Here is a 22,841-nt window from a genome sequence, read left to right as displayed (position 1 = left end):
GTCGCCTCTTTTTTGTATTTTTCCGTTTCATGCCAAGCACTCCATTACTTACACGTTTATCACGGCTATTGCCCATTGTATATTTATTGGTTACGCTTGCACTCTGGTTATTTGTGCGAATGCATGCTTTTCGAATGGACATGACGCACGATGAAGCATACTCCTTCAAGTTGATAAAGACCAACTACTTTATTGCCATGTTTGGATCGGCCAACACGCATTGGCTGAACAGTATCTGCATGAAAATATCCGACGTGCTATTTTATAATACGCCAGGCTGGCTACGTCTGCATTCCGTAATGGCCTTCCCTTTTTTCGCCTGGGCCATTTACCGGTTGGGAAAACTCATGAAAGGCATGCCTGCCCGGATCATCTTTTATGCAGCAATATTATTCAACCCGTATGTACTGGATTTCTTTTCACTGGCACGCGGTTACGGGCTGGCCATGACTTTTCAGGCCTGGGGCCTTGTTTATTTTATAAAAGCTGCCACTAATGAGTTCCGGTATCGCAACTGGTTGTGGATGTTCATCCTGAATGCGCTGGCCATTGCTTCCAACCTTTCTTATTTCTATACAGTTGTTGGCATGGCAGCGTGGTATGCCTATACCATACTTATTCCCAAACCGAAAGGATATACCATAGACCGGCGAAATATAAGGTTATTGTCTTTTTATATTTTACTGCTGCTGCTTACTGTTGGCGATCTCCTGTTCATTAAATATTACGGTAACGATCTCGGTTATGGTGGCGATACCGATCTTATCAGCTCTTTGTTTGGCACCGTGTGGGAAGGAAGTTTATATGGAGCAAACTATGGCCAGTTGCTGCCTGTACTTACGCAGGCTTCTTTTTATTGCCTGGTATTAGCCTGTGTTTATTATGTTTTTCACTTCCTGCGCAGCAAGGTAGCCAGTACCGGTTTCCTGCTCAGCATTCCCTTACTAAGCATCCTGCTATTGAATATCTTTTTTCACTTGTCGTTTAAAACGCCTTTTCTATATGGCCGCACAGCTTTGCAATGGTATATACCCGGTATGCTACTTATCTGTTTTGCGGCTGGTGAATTGTTGTCGCTCTCTAAAGTATCCCGGATAGCAGGTGCAGGTATTGCGGCCATTCTGCTCGTACTGATCGTTGTGCACCTTAATAAACAGACGGACAGAGAACTGTGTTTTGAGTGGTCGCTGCAGGCAAATACTTCCAGCGCTATTCGGGAATTGTACGATCAAAAACCTCAACGTCCTGCCGTTGGTTTTTCAATGGGAGGCGTGTATGAGAATTATTATAGCCTGCGAAACAATAAACTATTACCTGTCCCTACCAATTTACCCGACCAGGAACAGGATTGTTCCAATCCCCAGATGAAGCAAGTGCTACTAAACAGCGATTATATTATCACTGCCTACCCCACTACGCTGTTGTGCCTGCAGCAACTGGGTCTTCACTATGAAGTAATAAGCAGTTATCCGCCCAGCACTAATCAACTGATCAGGATCTATCATTGATCAAAAAGCCCCGCTTAAAGCGGGGCTTGTATGCTATGTAGATTAGTTCCAATCTCTATCATGTCCTCTGCCACGTCCGCGGCCACGATCATGTTTATGACCCCGGCGGTGACCACGATCGTCATCATAGTGCCTTGGTCCGCGGTGATCACGGATACATTCCTGGCGACCGCGCCATCCTCTGTACCGTGCATACCTGTTGCGGTGGTCGTAGAAGTGATCATAGGGCCTTGCTTCGTTGATGACTACTTTATACCCGCTGTAAAGATCATAGCCCCGGTATCTTCCCGGCAGGTTGGCGGCGAATACCCAACGGCCGGCATCGAGGTAAATGAATTGCTGGCGTGGTACGTAGTAATAAGCTTCCACATCGGGCAGGTAGTAATAATCCACCCTGTCATATCCTGATGGTCCCCACATGGGTTGGGAACCTATGTTGACACTTATACTAACCTGTGCTGTGGCTTGCATCGAAGAAAGGGAACATCCTGTAACGATTAATAACGCAACTGCTATCCTTTTCATAATACTATTGATTTGGTTCTGCTCTTATAAATCCAAAGCATATGCCTCTTTGTATTGAGAATTTGTTAATACAGAAAGCCTTAACAAAGTGTATTCATAAAAAAAAGCCGGTAATTAAACTTACCGGCTTTTGTGTAGTCGTGGCCCCGCATACGGGGGATTTTGATTAATAGATGTAGTTCAAAGCAGTGATATCACTGCTGATGAACGGACGGTTTACGCCATTGCCTATACAGGCCAGCATCCAGGAGCCGGATACCGCGTTAGTAGTAGGCGTACCGGGAATGTGGATAGCGCCCACACCACCTGATCCTTCATTAACGGCTGAACCACCGCAACTGTAAGCGCGGTTGGCATAGTCCGTATGACGGAAACCGATACAGTGGCCTACTTCATGTGCGATGATGGAAGTAACTGTATTGATGTTCCAGGTGTCGAGGTAGCTTCTGTTTACCAGTACTGAGCTATATGGGTTGCCACTGGATGTTGGGAAACCTGCTGAGGCGAGGTAACCAGCGCCGGAGGGTGCCGGGTTGATCACGATGTTGCCACCGGAGGTAACCCGGGAGAACGTGATACGCAAGCCCAATGCATTGTAACGGCTGATCGCTGAATTAAGCGCCGTAGTATACCGGGAGGGCAAAGATGAATTGAGGCGGATGGTAATGTTGCGGGGAAGACCTGTTACCGTATTGGTAGTACGGTACTGTTCTTCATCGCCTACGCGGATGAGCTTGCGATCGGGTGTTTCACGCAGGTCATCTTCGGTAATTACAATGTCACCTTCTACCAGGTACCCTTCCGGATGACGGACAACGTTCTTGTTGCCGAATCCTAATTCATAGATCTTGGTCAACACATCTTGCGCGATCTCCTCTTGCTGAGGTGTTTCCTTTGCATCTTTTTTACAAGAAAATACTACAAGTGCGAGCAGGGCAAACAAAGCTGCCACTTTTAGAAGACTTCTCATGTGCTTTTGTTTTTTTTGGTTAACAAAAATAGAATGACAGGTATGCAGGGTTATACTACACACAAATGTTACGAGGAGGAGTTGCTAATCAGAGAGATGTTGCTAAGTGAAAATTTCGAATGCTTAGGGGGAAAGAATTGTTGATCCGGCTATACTTGTAAGTTATGACGAAAAATAAAATGTCAAAATACTTTTATAGCAACTCTGTTGCAGAGACAATGCCATAGTGGATTTACTATACCAATCGCATAAGGGCAAAGAAAAAGCCCTGACAATTGCTTGACAATTATCAGGGCTCTCTTATTATGTTCTTAACTTCTTACTGCATGCGATTGTGCATCAGAAGCCTTTCTTCGGTGTTTCGCCACCCGGGGTCTTGCCGGTGTAGTTCTCAGGCATCTGCACAGCATAGAATTGGTTCTTGCCGTCCAGAATGATCTTGGCTACCTGTTGTATATCTTTTGTGGTCAGGCTCTTGATATACTTCTCAGCATTGACAAAACGATCGGGGTTATCGCCTTTGAATTTGATATCCAGCAGGGCTTCCAGCCAGGTGCCGTTTTCTTTCTTCTTCACTTTATTCTGCTCGATCCATTGTGTCTTTACTTTGTTGAGGTAGCTGGTATCGGGGCCTTTGGCAGCGATATCGGCAAACTCTTTTCTAACTGCTTTGAGGAGGGTATCTACTTTTTCGGGACCGCAAGGCAGTTGGAGTACAAAGCTGTAGTTGGTGTAAGGATATTTCTCGATGCCGGCAAAGGTGCCACCACCGTAGATGCCTTGTACTTTCTCGCGCAGCTCTTCAATGATGCGGATGTTCAATACTTCGCTCAGGGCCTGGGCTTTCAGGTCCATCTCTTCGCTGTAGGGCATTTCGCCTGAATAGAAGGCCAGGATAAGGCTTTTCTCTTCTTTGCCTTTATTGACATTGAGCTGTTGCTTGCCACTTACAGGACGTACTTTGTTGTCTACGAAAGAGAACTTCTTAGTAGTCGCAGGCAGGCTGGCGATGTATTTCTCGATATAAGGGATGATCTCTTCTTCCTTGAAGCTACCCACGAAAGCGAAGTTCATACCGTTTGCATCACCAAAACGCTCTTTATAGATGGCCAAGGAACGGTCGAGGTCTACCTCGTCGAAGAACTTGCTGTTGGGAACGGTTATCGGCGCCAGCGGGTTGTTGTTGAACATGGTTTTGTACATGGTATCAATGAACACCGCTTGCGGGTTAGCGCTGATGTTGGCATACTGCGATTTGTTGCGCTGGATATAAGAACGGAAGAGTGCTGTGTCCTTACGGGGCGCTGTGAAGTACAGGTAAGTGAGCTGGAACATAGATTCCAGGTCTTTTACACTGGAGCTGCCGCGTACGCCTTCTGATATAGCAGAGAAGTTGGGGTTCACATTCACTGTTTTACCAGCCAGTGCCTTGCGCAGGTCGGTGGGAGAAAACTCTCCTACGCCCATGGTGGCCACTAATTGCACTGCATATTCTGCATTGTATTTGTCAGCCAGGCCGTAGTTATTTTTGCCACCAGGACGGCTGGCGCCCATCAGGATCTGGTCGTTCTTGAAATCGGTAGATTTCAGGGTAACTGTTACACCGTTGCTCAGTTTCAGCTCAGTGGTGCCCAGTGCTGCATTCTTTGTTTTGGTAACAACCTTTCCTGCTTTGGGGGCAGAGTTTAACAGGTTAGTGGCTACTGCTTTTTCTTCATAAGGCTTGATCTCTGCTTTTTCTTTAGCGTCGATAGCAGCCAGCAGTTCTTTGCCTTCGGGCAGTTTGGTTCCTTCTTTAGCCTCGGGGCCGGTTACATATACAAAGCGGTTCTTATCGTCTTTAAACTTCTTAGATACCGCATTTACCTCTTCGAGGGTGATGCCGGGCACCAGTGTTTTTACGTATTCGTATTCTTTGTCGATACCGGGAATGGGTTCCTGCTGGAGGAAGTGGTTCACGTATTCATCGACATAGTTATCGGATTCTGTTTTATCGCGATTGTTCCAGGCACGCTCGTAGTTGGCTTGCATGGTTTTCTTGGCACGCTCCAGTTCAGCAGCAGTGAATCCAAAGCGTTTTACTCTTTCGATCTCTTCTACTACTGCATTGAGGGCTTTGTTCACATCACCAGTACCGGCAGCGGCGAAGGCGCCAAAGGCGTCATATCCGCGGGCATAAGAACCAAAGCTCACTGAACCAAAGAGGAATGGAGGGTTTGCCTGTTGGGTAAGCTCCTGCAGACGTTGGTTGGTGAGTGATACAAACATTTGTTTTACCAGGCGATCGCGGTAGCTGCCTACAGTGGAAGAAGGAGCATCTTTGAAAGCAGGATAGTTGATAGAAACCGTATAGCTGGTCGCTTCTTTATCGGTAATCACCATTGCATCGCTGGAAGCATAAGCCGGTACATCAGCGTATTCTCTTTTGCGGGGCGCCGTAGGATTGGTGAGGCCTGCAAAATGCTTGCGGATCAATTCTTCGGCTTTGGCAGGTGTTATGTCTCCTACCACGATCACCGCCATCAGATCGGGGCGGTACCAGTCTTTGTAGAAACGACGGATCACATCGGGCTTGAAGCCGCGGATGATGCTATCCTGACCGATCGGTAAACGCTTAGCATATTTGGAACCTTCAAAAAGTTTGGGGTAGATCTTTTTGAACATGCGGTCGTTGGCGCCTTTACCCATACGGCTTTCTTCGAGGATGATGGGCTTTTCGCTTACAATATCATCATCGAGGTAGGTAACGTTGTGGGCCCAGTCTTCCAATACCTGGAAGCCTTTTTCAAGGTTACCGGGTTTATCGGTAGGAATGGGAAGGATGTACACTGTTTCATCGAAGCTGGTATAAGCGTTGAGGTCGTTGCCGAAGCCAACACCAATATCCTGCAGGAAGGAAACGATATCATTCTTCTTAAAATGGGTAGTACCGTTGAAGGCCATGTGTTCGGCCATGTGGGCCAGGCCCTGCTGATCATCGTCCTCATTGATAGAACCGGCATTGAGCACCAGGCGCAGCTCTACTTTTTGTTCGGGCTTTTTGTTCTGACGAATGTAGTAGGTAAGGCCATTGTCGAGCTTACCAATCTTCACTTTAGCATCTACCGGCAAGACAGCCTTGAGATCGGTAGTTTGGGCCATAGACGGCCCCGTAGCAATAATGACGGCCAAGAGCAACAGCCATCGGGAGAAAGCAACAAAGGGTTTTTGCATAATCATGTATGTTTTTAGCCGTACAAAAATATCAGTACAGCGGAACAATATACAGCCTTTCATAAAAATGAGGCAAAAGTTGGGGTATTTACCCAATTACCGGCAGATCATGGTAATTATATTATATGAGGATTATTCTGTACGCAAGCTTTTGACCGGGTTGGCCAGTGCTGCTTTGATGGCCTGCACGCTCACCGTGACCACGGCGATGCATACGCCAATTAGTGCCGCTATCGCAAACAGCCACCATTGGATATCAGTGCGATAGACAAAGCCTTGCAGCCATTGCTGCATTACCCAATAACCGAGAGGCACTGCTATAAGGGTACCCAGCAATACCGGCTTCAGCAGGTCTTTGGTCAATAGCAGGATAATGTTGCTGATAGAAGAGCCCAGCACTTTGCGTACGCCGATCTCGCGTGTACGTTTTATGGCTGTGTAAGAGGCCAGGCCAAACAAACCGAGGCATGCAATGACAATAGCAATGATGGAAAAGATACCCAACAGGGTTTCCTGTCTTGCTTCTGCCTTGTATAACCTATCAAATCTTTCGTCGAGGAAATCGTATTCGAATGGATGGTCGACTGCGTTGGCCGCATATATCTTCTTTAAGCGTTCGATGGTTGCAGGCAATTCTGTCGTACGCAGTTTTATCAATGCCAGGCGCCTATCGTTCTTTTTGGAGGAAATTACCAGTGGCCCTATCACTTGTTTCATAGAAGTGAAGTGATAGTTTTCTATCACACCTACGATCGTGCGGCGCACGGTATCATTTGTTATATTCTTTATCCATTTTCCAACGGCCTGCTCAGGCGTGTAGCCTAATGTTTCAGCTGCCTTCCGATTGATCAATACGGAGTAAACAGAGTCGGTAGTGTGCTGTGGTGAGAAATCACGACCGGCGATAATTTTCAATCCCAGGGTACCAGCATATTCGAAGTCGGCAAACTCTGTATTGAGCATGATCTTCTCTCCGGGTTTGGCTTCTGCTTCAAAGCCATACATGTCGTGGAAGCCGCCTGGCTCGCCCGTCATCAATGACACGTTCACTACAGACCTATCTGCCCGTAGCTGGTTCTTGAAGGTTACCCTGTTGTCCCTGATCTTGCTGTTATCGAGCCTTACGATCATGGACTGTTCTTTATCGAAACCCAGGTTGGCAGTTCTTACGTAATGCATCTGTTTCATCACAATGGCTACGCATACGATCAGCAACACGGAGATACCAAACTGGAATACCACCAACACTTTGCGGAACATGGCGCCTCCCTTCCCTATCCTTAGTTTTCCTTTCAGGGATTCTATGGGTGAGAAGGATGACATCAGCAGGGCCGGATAGCTGCCTGCCAGGAGTCCTACTACGAGGATGATGCCTACTATGCAGGCATAAAACCAGGGATTGGTCCAGCCAGACGGCAGGTCGTATCCCAGGAAGCTATTGTAGGCCGGCATCAGTAATCTCAATGTCCCCAATGCCAGTACCGCCGACACCGTAGCCATCAACAGTGACTCGAAAATGAACTGGCTGGCCAGTTGTTTCTTTACGGCGCCCAACACTTTTCTGAGTCCCACTTCTTTTGAGCGATCGGTAGCTCTTGCAGTGGCCAGGTTCATGAAGTTGATGCAGGCAATGATGAGGATGAGCGCGGCAATGCTCATAAATACATATACGGTCTTACGGTTGCCATGTTTTACGGGATCAAAGGTTGATTCTCCATCGAGGTAGATGCCTTTCAGTGGCTTAATGGTAAGGTCCATTTTAAAACCATTTTCTCTGTAATAGGCGCCCAGGTATTTGTCCATAAATGCAGGAAATTGTTTTTCCAGCTCCTGGGGCTTTACAGCAGGGTTTAACTGCACATAAGTATACAACCCGTTATTGGGCCACTGTGTGTAAAAGGGTGAGTTGTGCCAAAGGGTATTGGGGATCACGATATCGAACTCCAAGTGGGAGTTGACGGGTGCATCTTTGGCAATACCGCTTACTTTGAAGCGACGATTTTTATTGAATTCGATCTCTTTACCAATAGGATCTTCATTACCAAAATACTTTTTGGCAGTGGTCTCCGTCATTACGATACTCGAAGGATCATTGAGCACGGTGGCAGGATTTCCTTTCAATAACGGAAAGCTAAAGAAGGTGAAAAAGTTACTATCAACCGATACGATCTTTTTTTCGTTGAAAGAAATGTTCTTATAGGTGATCAGGTCATTGTCGGGAGACACACGCATGGTCTGTACCACCGCATCGGGATAAGCGTTGCGGAGGGTTGGCCCATACATGGGCGAAAGCCAGGCGATATGGTTTGGTGAACCTGACTGATGGCTTACACGCATCACCCGGTATATGTTGTCACCATTTTTGTGGAAGTTGTCATAGCTGAACTCGCTCATGATGAACAGGAAGATCATGAGGCAACAGGTAATGCCTACGGTGAGACCCAGGATGTTGATGAGGGAGAACATTTTTTGTTTCCGGAAATTCTTGACTGCGAGCAGCAGGTAGTTTTTCAGCATGACAACTTGGTTTTACTGTGTTACAGAAAGTCTTCGTACTTCAAAGGGAATGCCGGAATGCAGGGGCTTATTTATCATGTATTTATGTAGGTGAAAAACGGGCCAGTGTACGGTTTTGTTACAGTAGGGTGTACGGTGTTGGATAGGGCCAAAGGCCCTGGAATAGGGCTGCGAGACTACAAGTCTCGCAGAGCAGTACACCTTTACACCGGAGGCTATAAAAAAAGCGGGCGATGATTTACTCATCGCCCGCTTTTTTGCTCGTAGCTAATAGCTCGCAGCTTATTTCAATACTTCTTCGACTGCTTTGCCAACAGTGCCGCTGGGCATTTGGATGTGCAATAAAGCAGCGATGGTGGGTGCGATATCGCTCATGTAAGTTTCACGGTTGGTTCTGCCGGGTTTGATGCCCCAGCCGTAGAACACCATGGGAATGTGTGCATCGTAAGGATTCCAGAGGCCGTGTGTGGTACCAGTAGCACCGCCATCGAGCCAACCGGGTTGCAACACGATCTGGATATCACCATCGCGACGGGGATACCAGCCGTTGACCATCATGTCGCGTTGTTTGGCCGTAAGCGGCACGGTCATGATCTCATCGATGGCAAAGGCGCGGGATATGCCTTCCTGTTTGCCCAGGTAATCAACTATCCATTGCTGTATGGCTTTCTTGTCCAGCTTCAGGGAATCGATCTTCTTGTGGTCGAGGTGTATCTGGTAGTTGTAGTTGCTGGTGATCAGTTTCTCTGCGCCAAATTTATCCTTCAGGCCCTGGGCTAATTCTTTGCCCCAACGATCGTCGTCGATAGTGCCTCCTGGAAGTTTGTTTTCTTTCATGAAGCCGGGTACATGGGCCACACCATGATCGGCACTGAGGAATACGGTGTACTGTCCTTTGCCTACTTTCTCATCGAGGAAACGGAAGAAGTTGCCAAAGGTAGTATCAAGGCGCAAGAAGTCATCTTCCTGTTCTATTGAGTTAGGTCCAAAAGAGTGTCCAACATAATCGGGTGAAGAGAAGCTCACAGCCAGGAAATCGGTGATATCATCGGCGCCCAGTTGCTCATTGATCACCGCAGCTTTGGCCATGTCGGCAGTCATGGAGTTGCCATAGGGTGTGCTGGCAATGGTGCCATAGTTTTTACCAATGAACTTTTTAAGGTCATATGGGAAGCCTTTCTGGTCAGCGCCGAATGATTTGCCTTCGTAAGGCTTTTCATCAGCCGTACTTTGTACGTATGTCTCTTTGGGATACATCAGGTTCCAATCAAGTGCGTAATATTTATCTGCGACTTTCTGTGTATTGAAGTCTTTCACCCATTGTGGCAGGTCGTTCATGTAGTAAGTGGAAGTGATCCAGTCGCCCGTGCGGCTGTCATACCAATAGGCAGCATTGGCAGAGTGGCCTGCGGGCAAGATGCCGCCACGGTCTTTGATCGCGATGCCTACTACTTTGCTTCTGAAGTTAGTAGCAAGGCGCAGTTCATCGCAGACAGTAGTAACCAGCATATTGCGGGGACTCATTTCTCCATTGGCGCCTGTAGAGCCTACAGACTTCACTGTTTTATCTTCTGTGCAGTATACGCTACGTTGTTGTTCTCTATCCCACCAGGCATTGCCGGTGATACCATGAATAGCAGGTACACTGCCTGTATAGATACAAGTGTGGCCACAAGCCGTAATCGTGGGCGTATATGGAATAAAGGCGTTATCGCAGGTAAACCCCTGCTTCAGCATGCGTTTGAATCCGCCGTCATCTTTGTAACGATCGTAATAGCGATAGAGATAATCCCAACGCATCTGATCGACCACGATGCCTACTACCAGTTTAGGGCGTACGGGAATATTTACATCGGTGGTTTTGGCTTTACGCTGGGCAAGTGCAACGAGGGAGAGGATACTCAAGAAAGTACCAAGAAGGAGTTTTCGCATTACCTGGTTATTTTTCCGGCAAAGATATAGGCAGGTTGGTTTTGGTGTATTAAAATTTGATCAACAATCGGTTGCCTGTTTTTTTAACATTCTACCAACGAATCGATGAAAAGCAGCGCCCTGCCGGTTATCGGGACATATTGTTGACAAGCTCTATACATCCCATTGGCCCAAAAACGTTATTTTTGCGACTTGAGATGATCATAATCAACCTTTAACAAATCCATCATATGGCAGACATTTTCGAAAGATTGTTGAAAAACTATGGCCCTATAGGCCAACACCGTGAACGTGCGCATGGATATTTTGCATTCCCCAAGCTGGAAGGTGAGATCGGTAGCCGCATGAAGTTCCGGGGTAAGGAGATGATAGTATGGAGCCTGAACAACTACCTGGGGCTGGCTAACCACCCCGAAATACGCAAAGCCGACGCAGACGCTGCTGCTCAGTTTGGCCTGGCCTCTCCCATGGGCGCCCGGATGATGAGTGGCAATACCAATTATCACGAGTTGCTGGAACAACAACTGGCCGAGTTTGAGAGCAAGGAAGATGCCATCCTGTTGAACTTTGGTTACCAGGGTATGGTGAGCATTATCGATGTATTGTGTGGCCGTCATGACGTGATCGTATACGACGCTGAGAGCCATGCCTGCATCATCGATGGTCTGCGCCTGCACCCCGGCCACCGTTATGTATTCAAGCATAATGATATAGAAGATTTCGAAAAGCAACTGCAACGTGCCACTGCACTGATCGAGAAGCAAAAGGCAGGTGGTATCCTGGTGATCACGGAAGGTGTGTTTGGCATGGCCGGCGACCAGGGCAAGGTGAAAGAGATCGCTGCGCTGAAGGGCAAGTATGATTTCCGTTTGCTGGTGGATGATGCTCATGGTTTCGGTACATTGGGTGAGACTGGCGCCGGCGCCGGTGAAGCGCAGGGTGTACAGGACGACATCGATCTGTATTTCTCCACTTTTGCCAAATCTATGGCCTCTATTGGCGCCTTTGTAGCTGGCCCCAAGTCTATCATCGATTATATCCGTTATAATATCCGCAGCCAGATCTTCGCCAAGAGCCTGCCCATGCCGCTGGTAATGGGTAACCTGAAGCGCCTGGAGCTGCTGCGCACGCGCCCCGAGCTGAAGAACAAGTTGTGGGAGAACGCGATGAAACTGCAAAAGGGGTTGAAAGAAAAGGGCTTTGATATTGGAAAAACTGATTCGGTAGTAACGCCTGTGTACATGAAGGGTGGCGTTGAAGAAGCGACTGCCATGGTGATGGACCTGCGTGAGAACTACGGCATCTTCTGCTCTATCGTGGTATATCCCGTCATTCCCAAGGGGCATATCATTTACCGATTGATCCCTACAGCTGCTCACACTGACGAAGATATCAGCCGCACGCTGATCGCTTTTGAAGAAACAAAGAAGAAGCTGGACGCCGGTGAATACAAGGTAGAAGCCATCCCAGACATGGCCGAAGCAAACTAATATCGATTTGACATAAAGCAAAGGGTCATTCCACGAATTGGAATGACCCTTTTGTTTTTAGCTTATATCAAGCGATTTATCGTCATAATCATACAATTCATCGTTTTTACGCTTAGTTACTGGCATAAGCCGGAATTTATGTGTACTTTTTACCCCGGATACACACTAAAGGCGATGTTTTGTAAAATCCAACTTCTATGAAAGAAGTTATTATGGTTATGGTATGCTGTCTTTCTGTCGGTGCTCCTTTGTTTGCGCAAAAGAAACAACCTTCCGACAGTGTAGATGTTGTTATCCGTCTCACCAATGCTTCCCGCACTCCTTTTACCGATTCTGTTCTTGTTGTTTTTGACCGCTACGACCACAGCGGCGCTGGTATCATCAAAAAGGTATTTTATCCCGTCAATAATCAGATCGTCATCGTCAAGGTTCCTCCTGCACGTTATTATATCGAGATCTCATGCCTGAATGCGCATCGCGAAAAGTTTACGGAACTGACGTATGTAAATTATCGCCACCCCAATGTATTTTCTTATCGCGTGCGTAAGTCGGATACTTTTACTCCCGGCCTTGCCGTGATTCCTGTTGAGCCTATCGACTTTAGTAAGCTGACGATACTGCAGTGAAGTTGACAGGTTGAAAGGTTTATAGGTTGATAAGGTTAGGGTAGATCATGAAAGTTTACAATTACTTCATTGTTTGTAGCTATTCGCATTACGCTGGGATGTTATCTTCACTGCGGAGGTTGATGAGGTAAATACAAGCCTGGGATGAAATGTTAAAGTAGCTATAAAAAAAGAGTCCCGCCTTTCAGCGGGACTGCACTAATCAAATACCATTAACCATTAAACCTTATCCTATGAAAATTCAAATATAAGATGCTGGTGTTGAAACAATGGTTGCACACTGCAATTTTTTTTGGAGTAATTGATCTAAATCAACCCATAAATAGGTAAGTTCCTACCGATATTATTCTCTCCTATAATGTATCTGCTTATATCCCCTTACGCAAACGTTTGCGGTCAAATCGTCTCACTATAAATTCCTTGCTAAACCGTTATTCTTATCATGTTTCAGCGAATGACGGATATTCACCTGCACTTAACATATTTTAACATTGGCAGGTTAGTTACCACCCGGATTCAATGCACTACCAACTTGTTTTAAAGCTCTTTTGGTACTCCCTAAAATCGGTCTTTCCGTAGTGGCCTTCACCAAAATATTTGACGAGCAATTCGAGCTCGGGTGGTGTGAGGTATCCGGGAATGGCCTGGGGTTCGCCATCAACCGGTATGATGACTGTTGTGGGATAAGAGAGTTGCCCCTGGGTGAGGTAAACAGCAAAATCGTTGGTGCGATAATTCGAATTAAAGGTATAGGTCTTGCCTTTCCACGTAATCGCGTTACGGGATTCAGCATCGACTTTGGCGGCATAGAATTTCTCCTGCAGGTAGGCGCCTACTTTTTTGTTGGCGTATGTTTTTTTATCCATGACTTTACACCAACCACACCAATCGGTATAGAGATCAATCAACACGGGTCTTTTTTGCTTTTGCAGGCTATCGGCCACCTGCTGCAATGTGAGCCATTGGGTTTTGGCTTTTCCTTCCACCGGCCGCTGTCCACAGGAAAAAACAGTGATCCAGGTAAAGAAAACAACCAGTTTGAGGGTTTGCATGTTTACTTTTGTTTGTAGTATCTTAAAGTTAACTCAATTATCATGCATAAAATTGTGCTGGCCATTACGGGTGCAAGTGGCTCGATCTATCCGCAATTGTTATTGAATAAGTTGCTGGGAATTGCCGATCAATGGGAGGACCTGGCCGTGGTGATGACAGAAAATGCGAAACAGGTGTGGGAAACGGAGCTTGGCAACGCGGATTATAAGAAGATGGAAGCCAATTTTGCTGATCAGGGCAATGTGAAGGGTAAACGTGTCAAGTTCTACCATAAGATGGATTTCAATGCGCCGTTTGCGTCGGGCTCGGGCCGGTTCAATACGATGATCATTGCGCCCTGCTCGATGGGTACGCTGGGCAGGATCGCTACGGGGGTATCCAATGATCTGATCTCCCGGGCGGCCGATGTGGTGCTGAAAGAGCGCCGCAAGCTCATCTGTGTTGTGCGGGACACGCCTTATAACCTCATTCATATCCGCAATATGGAGACCGTGACGCTGGCGGGGGGTATTATCTGCCCTGCTTCTCCGTCGTTTTACAGCCGCCCTACTACCATCGAGGAAGCTGCCGCCACTGTGGCCGACCGGGTGCTCGACCTGGCTGGGCTGGACATCAGTACGTTTCGCTGGGGATCGTGAAAACAGGTGTTAGCTGTTGGCGTTTAGCCTTTAGCTAAAGGCCAATACCTAATAGCTAACTCCTTACCTTAAATCTACTTCTTCTACACCGGGATATTTGCTTTTGTCGAAGGCAAACATCGCATCTGTGAGGGGCGCTTTACCGTTGAGTGAGCTTACTGTATAAGATATCTTAGTGCCGCTCTTGTCGAGGATGCGGGTGCTGTAGATAGACTTGGTGGTCTTATCTACCAGCAGGAATACTTTATGGAAAGCTTTTGTTTTATCTACGGGCGTCATTTCGATCTCTACCAGGGTCTTTCCGGCTTCTTTCTTCTCGCCATTCAATTTGTAGAGGAAGTCTTTATCGTAGAAGTTGGTGAATAATTTCTGGGGGGTGATCATGCTGGAAGAGCCTTCCAGCTTGGTGATTGTCACTTCGTTAGCGCCTTTGTCGTAAGTCCAGATGTTGGAGCCGTCGCAGAAGATCTCGGCACCGCCAACCAAGCTTACGCGGTATTTGGAGCCTTTCATGGATACGGTTCCTTTCTTATTGTCGAGCACTTTGCCTTTGGCGTCTTCATTCTTCAGGGAGAAAGCGGCCTGTACAGCCTTGTAGGTCTTGAACTTGGCACTTACCTCATCGAGTACTTTTTTGGCAGCCGGATCGCTGCTAACTGGTTGTTCACCAATCTTATTTTGTGAAAATCCTGTTACCCCAGCCAATAATAAACTACAGAATAAAAGTGCTGATCTCATTTATAGGTATTTGTGATTGATACATATTTAAAGGCGGCAAAGATACCCCTTTGTGTCAGAAACTTAGACGTCGATTATCCCCGGTCCGTTTATTCGTTAGGAAATAATTAACAGTTATTGAAAGTTGGCAAGGTGTTGTTCGAGGTCCATTTCGGTTTTGATGAGGACGTCGCGCGCCTTGCTTCCCTGGCTGGGGCCTACGATGCCGGCTGCTTCGAGCTGGTCCATGAGACGACCGGCGCGGTTGTAGCCAAGTTTCATACGCCGCTGTAGCAGGGAGGTGCTTCCGATCTGGCTGTTCACGATCATGCGGGCTGCATCTTCGAAGAGGGAGTCGCGATCGGAAAGGTCGAAGTCTTTTCCTTCGAGTTCTTTTTCATCGACATACTCGGGCAGCATGAATGCATTGGGATAACCGCGTTGAGCGCCGATGTTGTCGCACACGCTTTCTACTTCGGGTGTATCTACGAACGCGCACTGGAGACGTGTCAACTCACCATTGTAGGAGATCAACATGTCGCCTTTACCAATGAGCTGTTCGGCACCACCTGTATCGAGGATCGTGCGGGAGTCGATCTTGGAGGATACTTTGAAGGCGATACGCGCCGGGAAGTTGGCTTTGATCGTACCGGTAATGATGTTTACTGAAGGGCGCTGGGTGGCAATGATCAGGTGGATACCCACCGCCCGCGCCAACTGCGCGAGACGTGCGATCGGCATTTCCACTTCTTTACCGGCTGTCATGATCAGGTCGGCAAACTCATCGACTACCAACACGATGAAGGGCAGGAACTGGTGTCCTTTCTCGGGATTCAGCCTGCGCTTGATGAACTTTTCGTTGTACTCACGGATGTTGCGGGTGCCTGCTTCTTTGAGCAGGTCGTACCGGTTGTCCATTTCAATACAGAGTGCGTTGAGTGTATGTATTACTTTCTTGGTATCGGTGATGATGGCTTCTTCTTCGCCTGGCAGCTTCGCCAGGAAGTGGTTCTCGATCGTGCGGTAGAGCGTAAGTTCTACTTTTTTAGGATCGACCAGTACCAGTTTCAGTTGTGACGGATGTTTTTTATAGAGCAGGGAAACGAGGATGGCGTTGAGGCCAACTGATTTACCCTGACCCGTGGCACCTGCCATCAGCAAGTGGGGCATGGTGGCCAGGTCGACGATGAAGTTTTCGTTGTCGATCTTTTTACCAATGGCTACCGGCAAGCTGAAGCTGTTGGCCTGGAATTTCTCGGATGCCAGCAGTGTCTTCATGCTCACCACTGTTTTCTTCACATTGGGCACCTCGATACCAATGGTTCCTTTACCTGGTATGGGCGCGATGATACGAATACCCAGGGCCGCGAGGCTCAAGGCAATATCGTCTTCGAGGTTTTTGATACGGGAGATGCGCACACCCGCCGCCGGTACGATCTCATAGAGGGTAACGGTGGGCCCTACGGTAGCGCTGATCTTCTGGATATCGATATCGTAGTTCTTGAGGGTGGTGATGATCTGGTTTTTGTTGGTTTCCAGTTCAGCCGCATCCTGTATGATCTTCTCACTGCCGTGCTGTTCCAGCAAATCGAGTGAGGGGTATTGGTAGTCGCTGAGGTCGAGCGTGGGCTCGTAGGGCGTAGTGATGATTGGTTTCTTTTCTTCTACCTCCTCCCCTGTTTCTTCTGCCACTTCTTCGCCTGCCGGTTCTTCGGGCATGGATTTGATCTCCAGCTCGAGTGCAGCGGCGGCCTGCTGGGCCTTCTCCATTTTCTTGCTGACCGGCGGCGTTACGGGTGGTATCACTACCGGTGGCTTCACCGGTAATGGTTCCGGCTCTGTAACGTCGAATGGTGGCTCGTCGTCTTCTGGTCGCTCTACCAACTCCATTTCATCCAGCAGCTCTTCGTCTATCTCCAACTTAGGCGCCAGCAAGGGGGCTGGTTGTTCGCCTTTCTTGAGTTTGTTCGTCTTTTTGGGTTTGGGCGCCGGCTCCTGTTCTTCTTCATTGACGGGCAATACCGGTTCGGGTACTGCTGCGGCTTTTTTAGCAGGCAAGGCGGGTACTTTGAATACCGGGTTGAAACGCCAGATGAAGTAGGCCAGGCCGCCAAGCAGTAACACGGCGGCTGTTCCTATTTTGCCGATGAGGCTCACCAGCCAGTCGCTGATCATGGTGCCCATGGCACCGCCCCAGGCGAATTGGTTTTTACCGGCAAAGAAGGCAAAGGCCACGCTGAAGAAGAGTATGCCTACGATGAGGTAGCGCACGTTTCTCCAGACTGAGAATATTTTTTTGCCAAAGAGTGCATTGACTCCCATCACAAAGAAAAGTGTGCAGAACAGGAAGGAGGCAAGCCCAAAGGCGTTGTAGAAAAACTGGTGTGATATGTAGGCGCCAATGTTGCCCAGCAGGTTGGTGGTTTTGACACCGGCTGAGGGCCACAGTATGGAGGCTCCTTTAAAGACTTTGTCCTGGTCTTCGCGCCAGGTAAACAGATAGGATGCAAAGGCAATGAACAGGAAGAGGCTTACCAGCAGGGACACCGTGCCGGCAATTTTGTGGGTACGCTCGTCTTTGACTAATTGTTTGACGGTTACCTGCTCTTCTTTTTCAGGTTTCAGTTTGTCGGTATCAGCTGCTTTGTTTTTGCCCGATTTTAAGCGATTGGCCATGAGTACAAAGATAAGTAGTTGAACAAAACTGTGGTATAATCAAATAAAAGCGTGTGGTGCTGGTAAATATTGTATTTTAGAAGGTCAAACAACATGAAATTCCGGGAGCACCAACGTTTTACATCGGTCAGTCACCCACCCTGCCGTTCTCGTGTGGCTACGGTCCTGTTTACCGGGATGTTTTTTCTGTTGCTTTTATCCAACTTCAATAGTTACGCTCAAGCTGATTCAAACGGCGTAGATATCGCCAGCATCCGCTTTTTCCGGTCGGAAGACCTGCACCTCCATTTTGAAGTTGCTGTGCAGCCCATGGGTTCCGTGCAGGACAATGCTATTGGTTCTCTTTCTTATCAGCGGCTCAGGAAAAGTTTGCCGACCAACTATATCGAAAAGGATATTTTCGAGCGGTTCACGCTTACGAACAGCAGTGATTCGGTCAGAAGTGTTTTCTTTTTGCCCGGTTTTTATTGTAAGGATATCCGTTTGTTCAGTGCCGACTCCGGCAATCTTTCTGCTCCACCGGTTTTAATACCAGATACGTCCAATCTCAAAAAACCGCTGGGTGCCAGGCTTATCACGCTGCAACCGCATGAAACGCGGACGTTTTACTGCCGCTTCAACTTCATGCGTTCGAATGTGAATAATATCATTCCGCGCCTTATTGAGAAGGATTATTTCAGGCAATGGCGGTCGTCGATCTTTGATGGTGACTATCTGCTGAACACGATCACTTATGTTGCGACGGGCATCCTGCTGATGATGATCTTTTATTCTTTGGCGGTGTATCTGCAGAGCCGTGCGCGGGAATTCATTTTTTATGCGCTGTATACTTTTTGTACAGCCGCGCTGTTGTTCCTGAAGTCTTTTCTTACGTTATCGGGGTCAGACTTTCATTTCTTTTATGAGGAGTATCTCGACTTCATGGTGATGACGGCGAGTGTATTCACTTACCTGTTCTTCGTACGCCAATTCCTCAACACCAAGGTGCTGCATCCTCAACTGGACCGGTTCATGCGCTGGGCCAAGGGAGTATTGACCGTATTCTTCATTATTTATTCCCTACTTTATTTCTTCACTGACAAATATGTAGTGCTCAACATCCTGGAAAATGTGGTGATGAAGGGTATATTCCTGGTGATCGGCATCGTTTTCATCGTTTTCAGCATTAAAAAGAAGGATACTTTATTGAATTACCTGGCGCTGGGCAACCTGTCGCTGGTCATATTCTCGCTTCTTTCACTGCTGATGATGCAGTTTAAACTAAGTTTTACTGATGTCGATTCTCGTTGGAATCTCCTCAACCGTTCTTTACTGTATTACGAGATCGGACTGGTGCTGGAGCTGGCTTTCTTCCTTTCGGGCCTTGCGTATAAGAACCGCCGCGACATCGTGGAAAGGGTGAAGGAGCGGGAAAGGCTGAAGCTGGAGAACGAGCGTAAGGAATTCGAAAAGCAGATGGCTGTGGTGACTGCCATGCAGGGTGAGCGTGACCGGATTTCGGCGGACATGCATGATGAACTGGGCTCGGGTGTGACGGCGATCCGCCTGATGAGTGAGATCCTGAAGACCAAAATGAAGAGTCAGTCGATCCCTGAACTGGAAAAAATATCGAGCAGTGCGAATGAATTGCTGGGCAAGATGAATACCATCATCTGGACGATGAAGAGCTCGAATGATACGGTGGAAAGTCTCGTGGCTTATATCCGGGCGCATGCCATTGAATATTTCGACAGCACGCCTATCGACTGTACTGTAAAGCTGCCCGCCCTGATACCGCAAGCCGATATCAGCGGGGAGAAGCGGCGGAACATTTTCCTGAGTGTGAAGGAATCGCTCAACAATGCCATGAAGCATTCACAGGCTACGCATCTGCAAATCGATATTTCTACTAAAGATAATTCTCTTATCATCCGCGTATCTGACAATGGCGTAGGCATCAATACCGAACAGCTTCGCCGTTTCGGGAATGGGCTTAGCAATATGCGCCGCCGTATGGAGAGCATTGGTGGCTCGTTCCTTATCGAGAGTAATAAGGAACAGTGTACGGTGACGTTTGAAGCTCCGCTTTAAGCTGCGAGCAAATACACTTTTGCTTCGATAGGGCCAGAGGCCCTACAATAGCCTCACTCGCCAGAGGCGAGCGAGTGAAAAGCATTTAATATTTACTTCTTCATTATTGAGACAAACATTGCGACCCAGCCGGCGATGAGGAACAATCCTCCGAAGGGAGTGATGGCACCAATACCACTCAACCCAACCGTGTTGGTAGCTTTGAGGGTGGTGAGTATGTATAGGGAACCGGAGAAGAGGATGATGCCAACGATAAAGCAGATGCCGGCATAGCGCATCCAATCGGCGGAAAACTTATCATAGAGTATAGCAACTGCGAGGAGTGCAAAGACGTGGTAGAACTGGTAGCGTACGCCTGTTTCGAAGGTGGTGATGGTTTCGGGCGGGACCAGTTTTTTGAGTCCATGGGCGCCAAATGCGCCGAGTGCTACGGAGAGGGCGCCCAGGAGGGTGGCCGTCATCAGAAATCCTTTATGCATGTAATACTGTTTGTATGAAATCGTTCATCGAGATCGCGTCTTCTTTATCGAGTATAACATCGGCCTGCTCGTAATACATGCGCCGTTCGTTGAGCTTGCGGATAATGAATGTGCGCAATCCCTCGTCGTCGATGTCTTTGATCAATGGCCGCTTCGCCTTTTCTTTGAGCAGGCGCTGCAAAATTACATCGACATGGGTGTTGAGCCATACCACAATGCCTACTTTTTTCATGTATTCGATGTTGTTGAAGAAGCAGGGGGTGCCTCCTCCGCAGGAGAGTACCATGGATTCGTTGGCATCGACCAATTGTTCCATGATGTCTTTTTCTTTTTGCCGGAAGTATTCTTCTCCTTTGGTGGCGAAGATATCGGTGACGCTGGTATCGTTTTCTGCTTTCACTACTTCTTCATCGAGGTCGAAGAAGGGTAACTGCAGGCGGTGGGCCACCTGTGTTCCCCAGTGTGTTTTACCTGACCCCATGAATCCTATCAGTATTATTCTCATAGGCAAGAATTATTTGTCAAATGTATAGGTATAGAATATCGTATCCAACGGCATGGTGGGAAATGTGACAGGCAAATGTAGTTTATCGATCACGCGGAACCCGTTTTTTTCATAGAAACGATGGGAGGCTTTGAATTGTTCGACCGTGCCGAGGTAAATGTGTTGCACGCCCTGCTGACGGCCCCAGCTAAACAGTTCATCCATGAGGCGTTGTGCCACGCCTTTTTCTTTGCCGCGGTAATCGGGGTGTACGAACATTTTGCGCAGGGCTGTTTCGTTGTTGCCAATGTCGATGAGGGCGATGGAGCCGGCTACTCTCCCATTATCGACCGCGATCCAGAAATTTCCTTTGCCTTGCTGGTAGAAGGTGCTGACCTTGCGCAGGTCGGGCTGGTCATCGGCTGTGATGGGTAGTCCAAACTCTCCTGCCTGGATGCCTACTATCAGGTTGATCGTCTCTTCCTCGTATGCCTTATCGTATTGTATGATCTCGATCTTCATTGTTCGTTCTTTTTCGGCAATCGGCAGTCGGCAATCGGCAATGCGTTTGCTTCGATGGGCTTCGACAAGCTCAGCCTGACAAGCTCTCCTACCAACTTTTCAACTTATTAACTTACCAACTTATTTAAACGCATTCAAACCAGTGACGTCCATACCTGTGATGAGGAGGTGGATATCGTGGGTGCCTTCGTAGGTGATGACGCTTTCTATGTTCATCATGTGGCGCATGATGGAGTATTCGCCGGTGATGCCCATGCCGCCGAGCATCTGCCGGGCGTCGCGGGCAATGGTGGCGGTGATTTCGCAACCGTTGCGCTTGGCCATCGATACCTGTTGTGGCGTGGCTTTGTGTTCGTTCATCAACACGCCCAGCCGCCAGTTGAGGAGTTGTGCTTTCGTGATCTCCGTGATCATTTCTGCCAATTTCTTCTGCTGCAGCTGGAAGCCGCCGATGGGCCTGTCGAACTGTACGCGCTCCAGGGAGTAGCGCAGGGCCGTGTCGTAGCAATCCATGGCTGCTCCTACTGATCCCCAGGCGATGCCATAACGCGCCTTTGTCAAACAACTCAGTGGTCCTTTCAGGCCTTTTGCTTTCGGCAATATGTTTTCTTTGGGTACGTGTACATTGTCGAATACCAACTCACCTGTAGCGGAGGCACGGAGGCTCCATTTGCCGTGGGTGGTGGGGGTGCTGAATCCTTTCATGCCGCGCTCTACTATAACGCCGCGGATGTCGCCTTGTTCATCTTTGGCCCACACCACGGCTACCTGTGAAAAGGGGGCGTTGCTGATCCACATTTTGGCGCCGTTGAGGATGACATGGTCGCCGGCGTCTTTGATGTTGGTGAGCATGCCTGCCGGGTTGGAGCCATGGTCGGGCTCGGTGAGGCCAAAGCAGCCCAGCCATTCGCCGCTGGCGAGCTTTGGGAGGTATTTTTTGCGTTGTTCTTCGCTGCCGAATTCGTAGATGGGGAACATCACCAGGGAGCCTTGTACGGAGGCTGTGGAGCGTACGCCACTATCGCCTCTTTCCAACTCTTGCATCATGAGGCCGTAGCTGATGTAATCGAGGCCGCCGCCGCCGTATTCGACCGGGATGGTGGGTCCAAAGCAGCCCAATTCGCCCAGCTGTTTGACTATATGTTCCGGAAATTCAGCGCGTTGTGCATAGTCTTCTATGATGGGGGATATCTCTTTTTTGACATAGTTGCGCACGGACTCGCGGACCAGCTTTTGCTCTTCGGTCAATAGTTCATCCAGGGCAAAGTAATCGGGGCTAACGAACTGATCGGTTTTGGCGGCCATAGTGATTGGTTTTGTTCTCTTTATATGTTCTGCTAAAGTAGTAAAAATAGCTAATAGGTGTTAGCTTTAGAGAGGCAAGCTTTAGGCTATAAGTGACCTGTTTTTGCCATGGGGCT

The 22,841-nt window shown here is 48.2% G+C and carries 17 protein-coding genes; 5 read left to right on the top strand and 12 right to left on the bottom strand.

All coding sequences use genetic code 11. The annotated features are described in order from the left end of the window. Positions 1-119: 119 nt before the first annotated feature. Positions 120-1,508, top strand: a complete 1,389-nt coding sequence (locus AC5JBY_RS12195) for a glycosyltransferase family protein (RefSeq protein WP_495904871.1) — start codon at positions 120-122, stop codon at positions 1,506-1,508. Positions 1,509-1,550: 42 nt separating this feature from the next. Here AC5JBY_RS12195 and AC5JBY_RS12190 read toward each other — a convergent pair whose 3' ends face one another. From AC5JBY_RS12190 to pafA, 5 genes are all read right to left on the bottom strand, one after another. Then, positions 1,551-2,033, bottom strand: a complete 483-nt coding sequence (locus tag AC5JBY_RS12190) for a hypothetical protein (RefSeq protein ID WP_495904870.1) — start codon at positions 2,031-2,033, stop codon at positions 1,551-1,553. A 166-nt stretch (positions 2,034-2,199) separates the two neighbouring features. Then, positions 2,200-3,003 carry a M57 family metalloprotease gene (locus AC5JBY_RS12185; protein WP_495904869.1) on the bottom strand — a complete coding sequence of 268 codons (804 nt, stop codon included), beginning with the start codon at positions 3,001-3,003 and terminating at the stop codon, positions 2,200-2,202. A gap of 339 nt (positions 3,004-3,342) precedes the next feature. Further along, positions 3,343-6,216, bottom strand: coding sequence for a M16 family metallopeptidase (locus AC5JBY_RS12180; protein ID WP_495904868.1), 2,874 nt, complete (start codon positions 6,214-6,216; stop codon positions 3,343-3,345). A gap of 132 nt (positions 6,217-6,348) precedes the next feature. Continuing rightward, positions 6,349-8,733 carry an ABC transporter permease gene (locus AC5JBY_RS12175; protein WP_495904867.1) on the bottom strand — a complete coding sequence of 795 codons (2,385 nt, stop codon included), beginning with the start codon at positions 8,731-8,733 and terminating at the stop codon, positions 6,349-6,351. A gap of 282 nt (positions 8,734-9,015) precedes the next feature. Continuing rightward, complete coding sequence (gene pafA / locus AC5JBY_RS12170) at positions 9,016-10,665, bottom strand: alkaline phosphatase PafA (protein ID WP_495904866.1); 1,650 nt, start codon at positions 10,663-10,665, stop codon at positions 9,016-9,018. Positions 10,666-10,895: 230 nt separating this feature from the next. On the opposite strand from pafA, the gene AC5JBY_RS12165 reads away from it, so the two are divergent. Both AC5JBY_RS12165 and AC5JBY_RS12160 read left to right on the top strand, forming a co-directional pair. Next, positions 10,896-12,155, top strand: a complete 1,260-nt coding sequence (locus AC5JBY_RS12165) for an aminotransferase class I/II-fold pyridoxal phosphate-dependent enzyme (RefSeq protein ID WP_495904865.1) — start codon at positions 10,896-10,898, stop codon at positions 12,153-12,155. A 197-nt stretch (positions 12,156-12,352) separates the two neighbouring features. After that, entirely contained in the window at positions 12,353-12,781 is a 429-nt protein-coding gene (locus AC5JBY_RS12160) for a hypothetical protein (RefSeq protein WP_495904864.1), read from the top strand. Positions 12,782-13,305: 524 nt separating this feature from the next. Here the strand turns inward: AC5JBY_RS12160 and AC5JBY_RS12155 are convergent. Beyond that, a complete protein-coding gene (locus AC5JBY_RS12155; RefSeq protein ID WP_495904863.1) occupies positions 13,306-13,833 on the bottom strand; it encodes a thioredoxin family protein in 528 nt (175 codons plus the stop codon). A 42-nt stretch (positions 13,834-13,875) separates the two neighbouring features. On the opposite strand from AC5JBY_RS12155, the gene AC5JBY_RS12150 reads away from it, so the two are divergent. Then, positions 13,876-14,472: a UbiX family flavin prenyltransferase gene (locus AC5JBY_RS12150; RefSeq protein WP_495904862.1), complete on the top strand. Its 597-nt coding sequence runs from the start codon at positions 13,876-13,878 to the stop codon at positions 14,470-14,472. Positions 14,473-14,535: 63 nt separating this feature from the next. On the opposite strand, the gene lolA1 is transcribed toward AC5JBY_RS12150, so the two are convergent. Beyond that, positions 14,536-15,210, bottom strand: a complete 675-nt coding sequence (gene lolA1 / locus AC5JBY_RS12145) for an outer membrane lipoprotein periplasmic chaperone LolA1 (RefSeq protein WP_495904861.1) — start codon at positions 15,208-15,210, stop codon at positions 14,536-14,538. Between the two features lie 114 nt (positions 15,211-15,324). Beyond that, positions 15,325-17,865: an FtsK/SpoIIIE family DNA translocase gene (locus AC5JBY_RS12140; protein WP_495904860.1), complete on the bottom strand. Its 2,541-nt coding sequence runs from the start codon at positions 17,863-17,865 to the stop codon at positions 15,325-15,327. Positions 17,866-17,958: 93 nt separating this feature from the next. Between AC5JBY_RS12140 and AC5JBY_RS12135 the strand changes: the two genes are divergently transcribed. Then, entirely contained in the window at positions 17,959-19,935 is a 1,977-nt protein-coding gene (locus AC5JBY_RS12135) for a sensor histidine kinase (protein ID WP_495904859.1), read from the top strand. Between the two features lie 92 nt (positions 19,936-20,027). Here the strand turns inward: AC5JBY_RS12135 and AC5JBY_RS12130 are convergent, their stop codons facing one another. The 4 genes from AC5JBY_RS12130 to AC5JBY_RS12115 form a co-directional block, all read right to left on the bottom strand. Next, on the bottom strand, positions 20,028-20,414 hold the full coding sequence (locus AC5JBY_RS12130; RefSeq protein ID WP_495904858.1) for a DUF423 domain-containing protein: 387 nt from the start codon (positions 20,412-20,414) through the stop codon (positions 20,028-20,030). Then, positions 20,407-20,919, bottom strand: coding sequence for a shikimate kinase (locus AC5JBY_RS12125; protein WP_495904857.1), 513 nt, complete (start codon positions 20,917-20,919; stop codon positions 20,407-20,409). The genes AC5JBY_RS12130 and AC5JBY_RS12125 overlap by 8 nt, the downstream gene beginning before the upstream one ends. Before the next feature lie 9 nt (positions 20,920-20,928). Next, complete coding sequence (locus tag AC5JBY_RS12120; protein ID WP_495904856.1) at positions 20,929-21,420, bottom strand: GNAT family N-acetyltransferase; 492 nt, start codon at positions 21,418-21,420, stop codon at positions 20,929-20,931. A 120-nt stretch (positions 21,421-21,540) separates the two neighbouring features. Beyond that, positions 21,541-22,725, bottom strand: coding sequence for an acyl-CoA dehydrogenase family protein (locus tag AC5JBY_RS12115; protein ID WP_495904855.1), 1,185 nt, complete (start codon positions 22,723-22,725; stop codon positions 21,541-21,543). Positions 22,726-22,841 lie beyond the last annotated feature (116 nt).

This window comes from Paraflavitalea sp. (genome assembly GCF_059502485.1).
This window is presented reverse-complemented; position numbering and strand designations above follow the sequence as displayed.

Excerpts from the sequence above, each read along its gene's own strand:
- AC5JBY_RS12125 (WP_495904857.1), bottom strand. The coding sequence starts at position 20,919 with ATGAGAATAATACTGATAGGATTCATGGGGTCAGGTAAAACACACTGG.
- AC5JBY_RS12165 (WP_495904865.1), top strand. The coding sequence starts at position 10,896 with ATGGCAGACATTTTCGAAAGATTGTTGAAAAACTATGGCCCTATAGGC.
- AC5JBY_RS12140 (WP_495904860.1), bottom strand. The coding sequence starts at position 17,865 with ATGGCCAATCGCTTAAAATCGGGCAAAAACAAAGCAGCTGATACCGAC.
- AC5JBY_RS12185 (WP_495904869.1), bottom strand. The coding sequence starts at position 3,003 with ATGAGAAGTCTTCTAAAAGTGGCAGCTTTGTTTGCCCTGCTCGCACTT.
- AC5JBY_RS12180 (WP_495904868.1), bottom strand. The coding sequence starts at position 6,216 with ATGCAAAAACCCTTTGTTGCTTTCTCCCGATGGCTGTTGCTCTTGGCC.
- AC5JBY_RS12195 (WP_495904871.1), top strand. The coding sequence starts at position 120 with ATGCATGCTTTTCGAATGGACATGACGCACGATGAAGCATACTCCTTC.
- AC5JBY_RS12135 (WP_495904859.1), top strand. The coding sequence starts at position 17,959 with ATGAAATTCCGGGAGCACCAACGTTTTACATCGGTCAGTCACCCACCC.
- AC5JBY_RS12130 (WP_495904858.1), bottom strand. The coding sequence starts at position 20,414 with ATGCATAAAGGATTTCTGATGACGGCCACCCTCCTGGGCGCCCTCTCC.
- AC5JBY_RS12175 (WP_495904867.1), bottom strand. The coding sequence starts at position 8,733 with ATGCTGAAAAACTACCTGCTGCTCGCAGTCAAGAATTTCCGGAAACAA.
- AC5JBY_RS12150 (WP_495904862.1), top strand. The coding sequence starts at position 13,876 with ATGCATAAAATTGTGCTGGCCATTACGGGTGCAAGTGGCTCGATCTAT.
- AC5JBY_RS12190 (WP_495904870.1), bottom strand. The coding sequence starts at position 2,033 with ATGAAAAGGATAGCAGTTGCGTTATTAATCGTTACAGGATGTTCCCTT.
- AC5JBY_RS12155 (WP_495904863.1), bottom strand. The coding sequence starts at position 13,833 with ATGCAAACCCTCAAACTGGTTGTTTTCTTTACCTGGATCACTGTTTTT.
- AC5JBY_RS12120 (WP_495904856.1), bottom strand. The coding sequence starts at position 21,420 with ATGAAGATCGAGATCATACAATACGATAAGGCATACGAGGAAGAGACG.
- AC5JBY_RS12115 (WP_495904855.1), bottom strand. The coding sequence starts at position 22,725 with ATGGCCGCCAAAACCGATCAGTTCGTTAGCCCCGATTACTTTGCCCTG.
- pafA (WP_495904866.1), bottom strand. The coding sequence starts at position 10,665 with ATGCGAAAACTCCTTCTTGGTACTTTCTTGAGTATCCTCTCCCTCGTT.
- lolA1 (WP_495904861.1), bottom strand. The coding sequence starts at position 15,210 with ATGAGATCAGCACTTTTATTCTGTAGTTTATTATTGGCTGGGGTAACA.
- AC5JBY_RS12160 (WP_495904864.1), top strand. The coding sequence starts at position 12,353 with ATGAAAGAAGTTATTATGGTTATGGTATGCTGTCTTTCTGTCGGTGCT.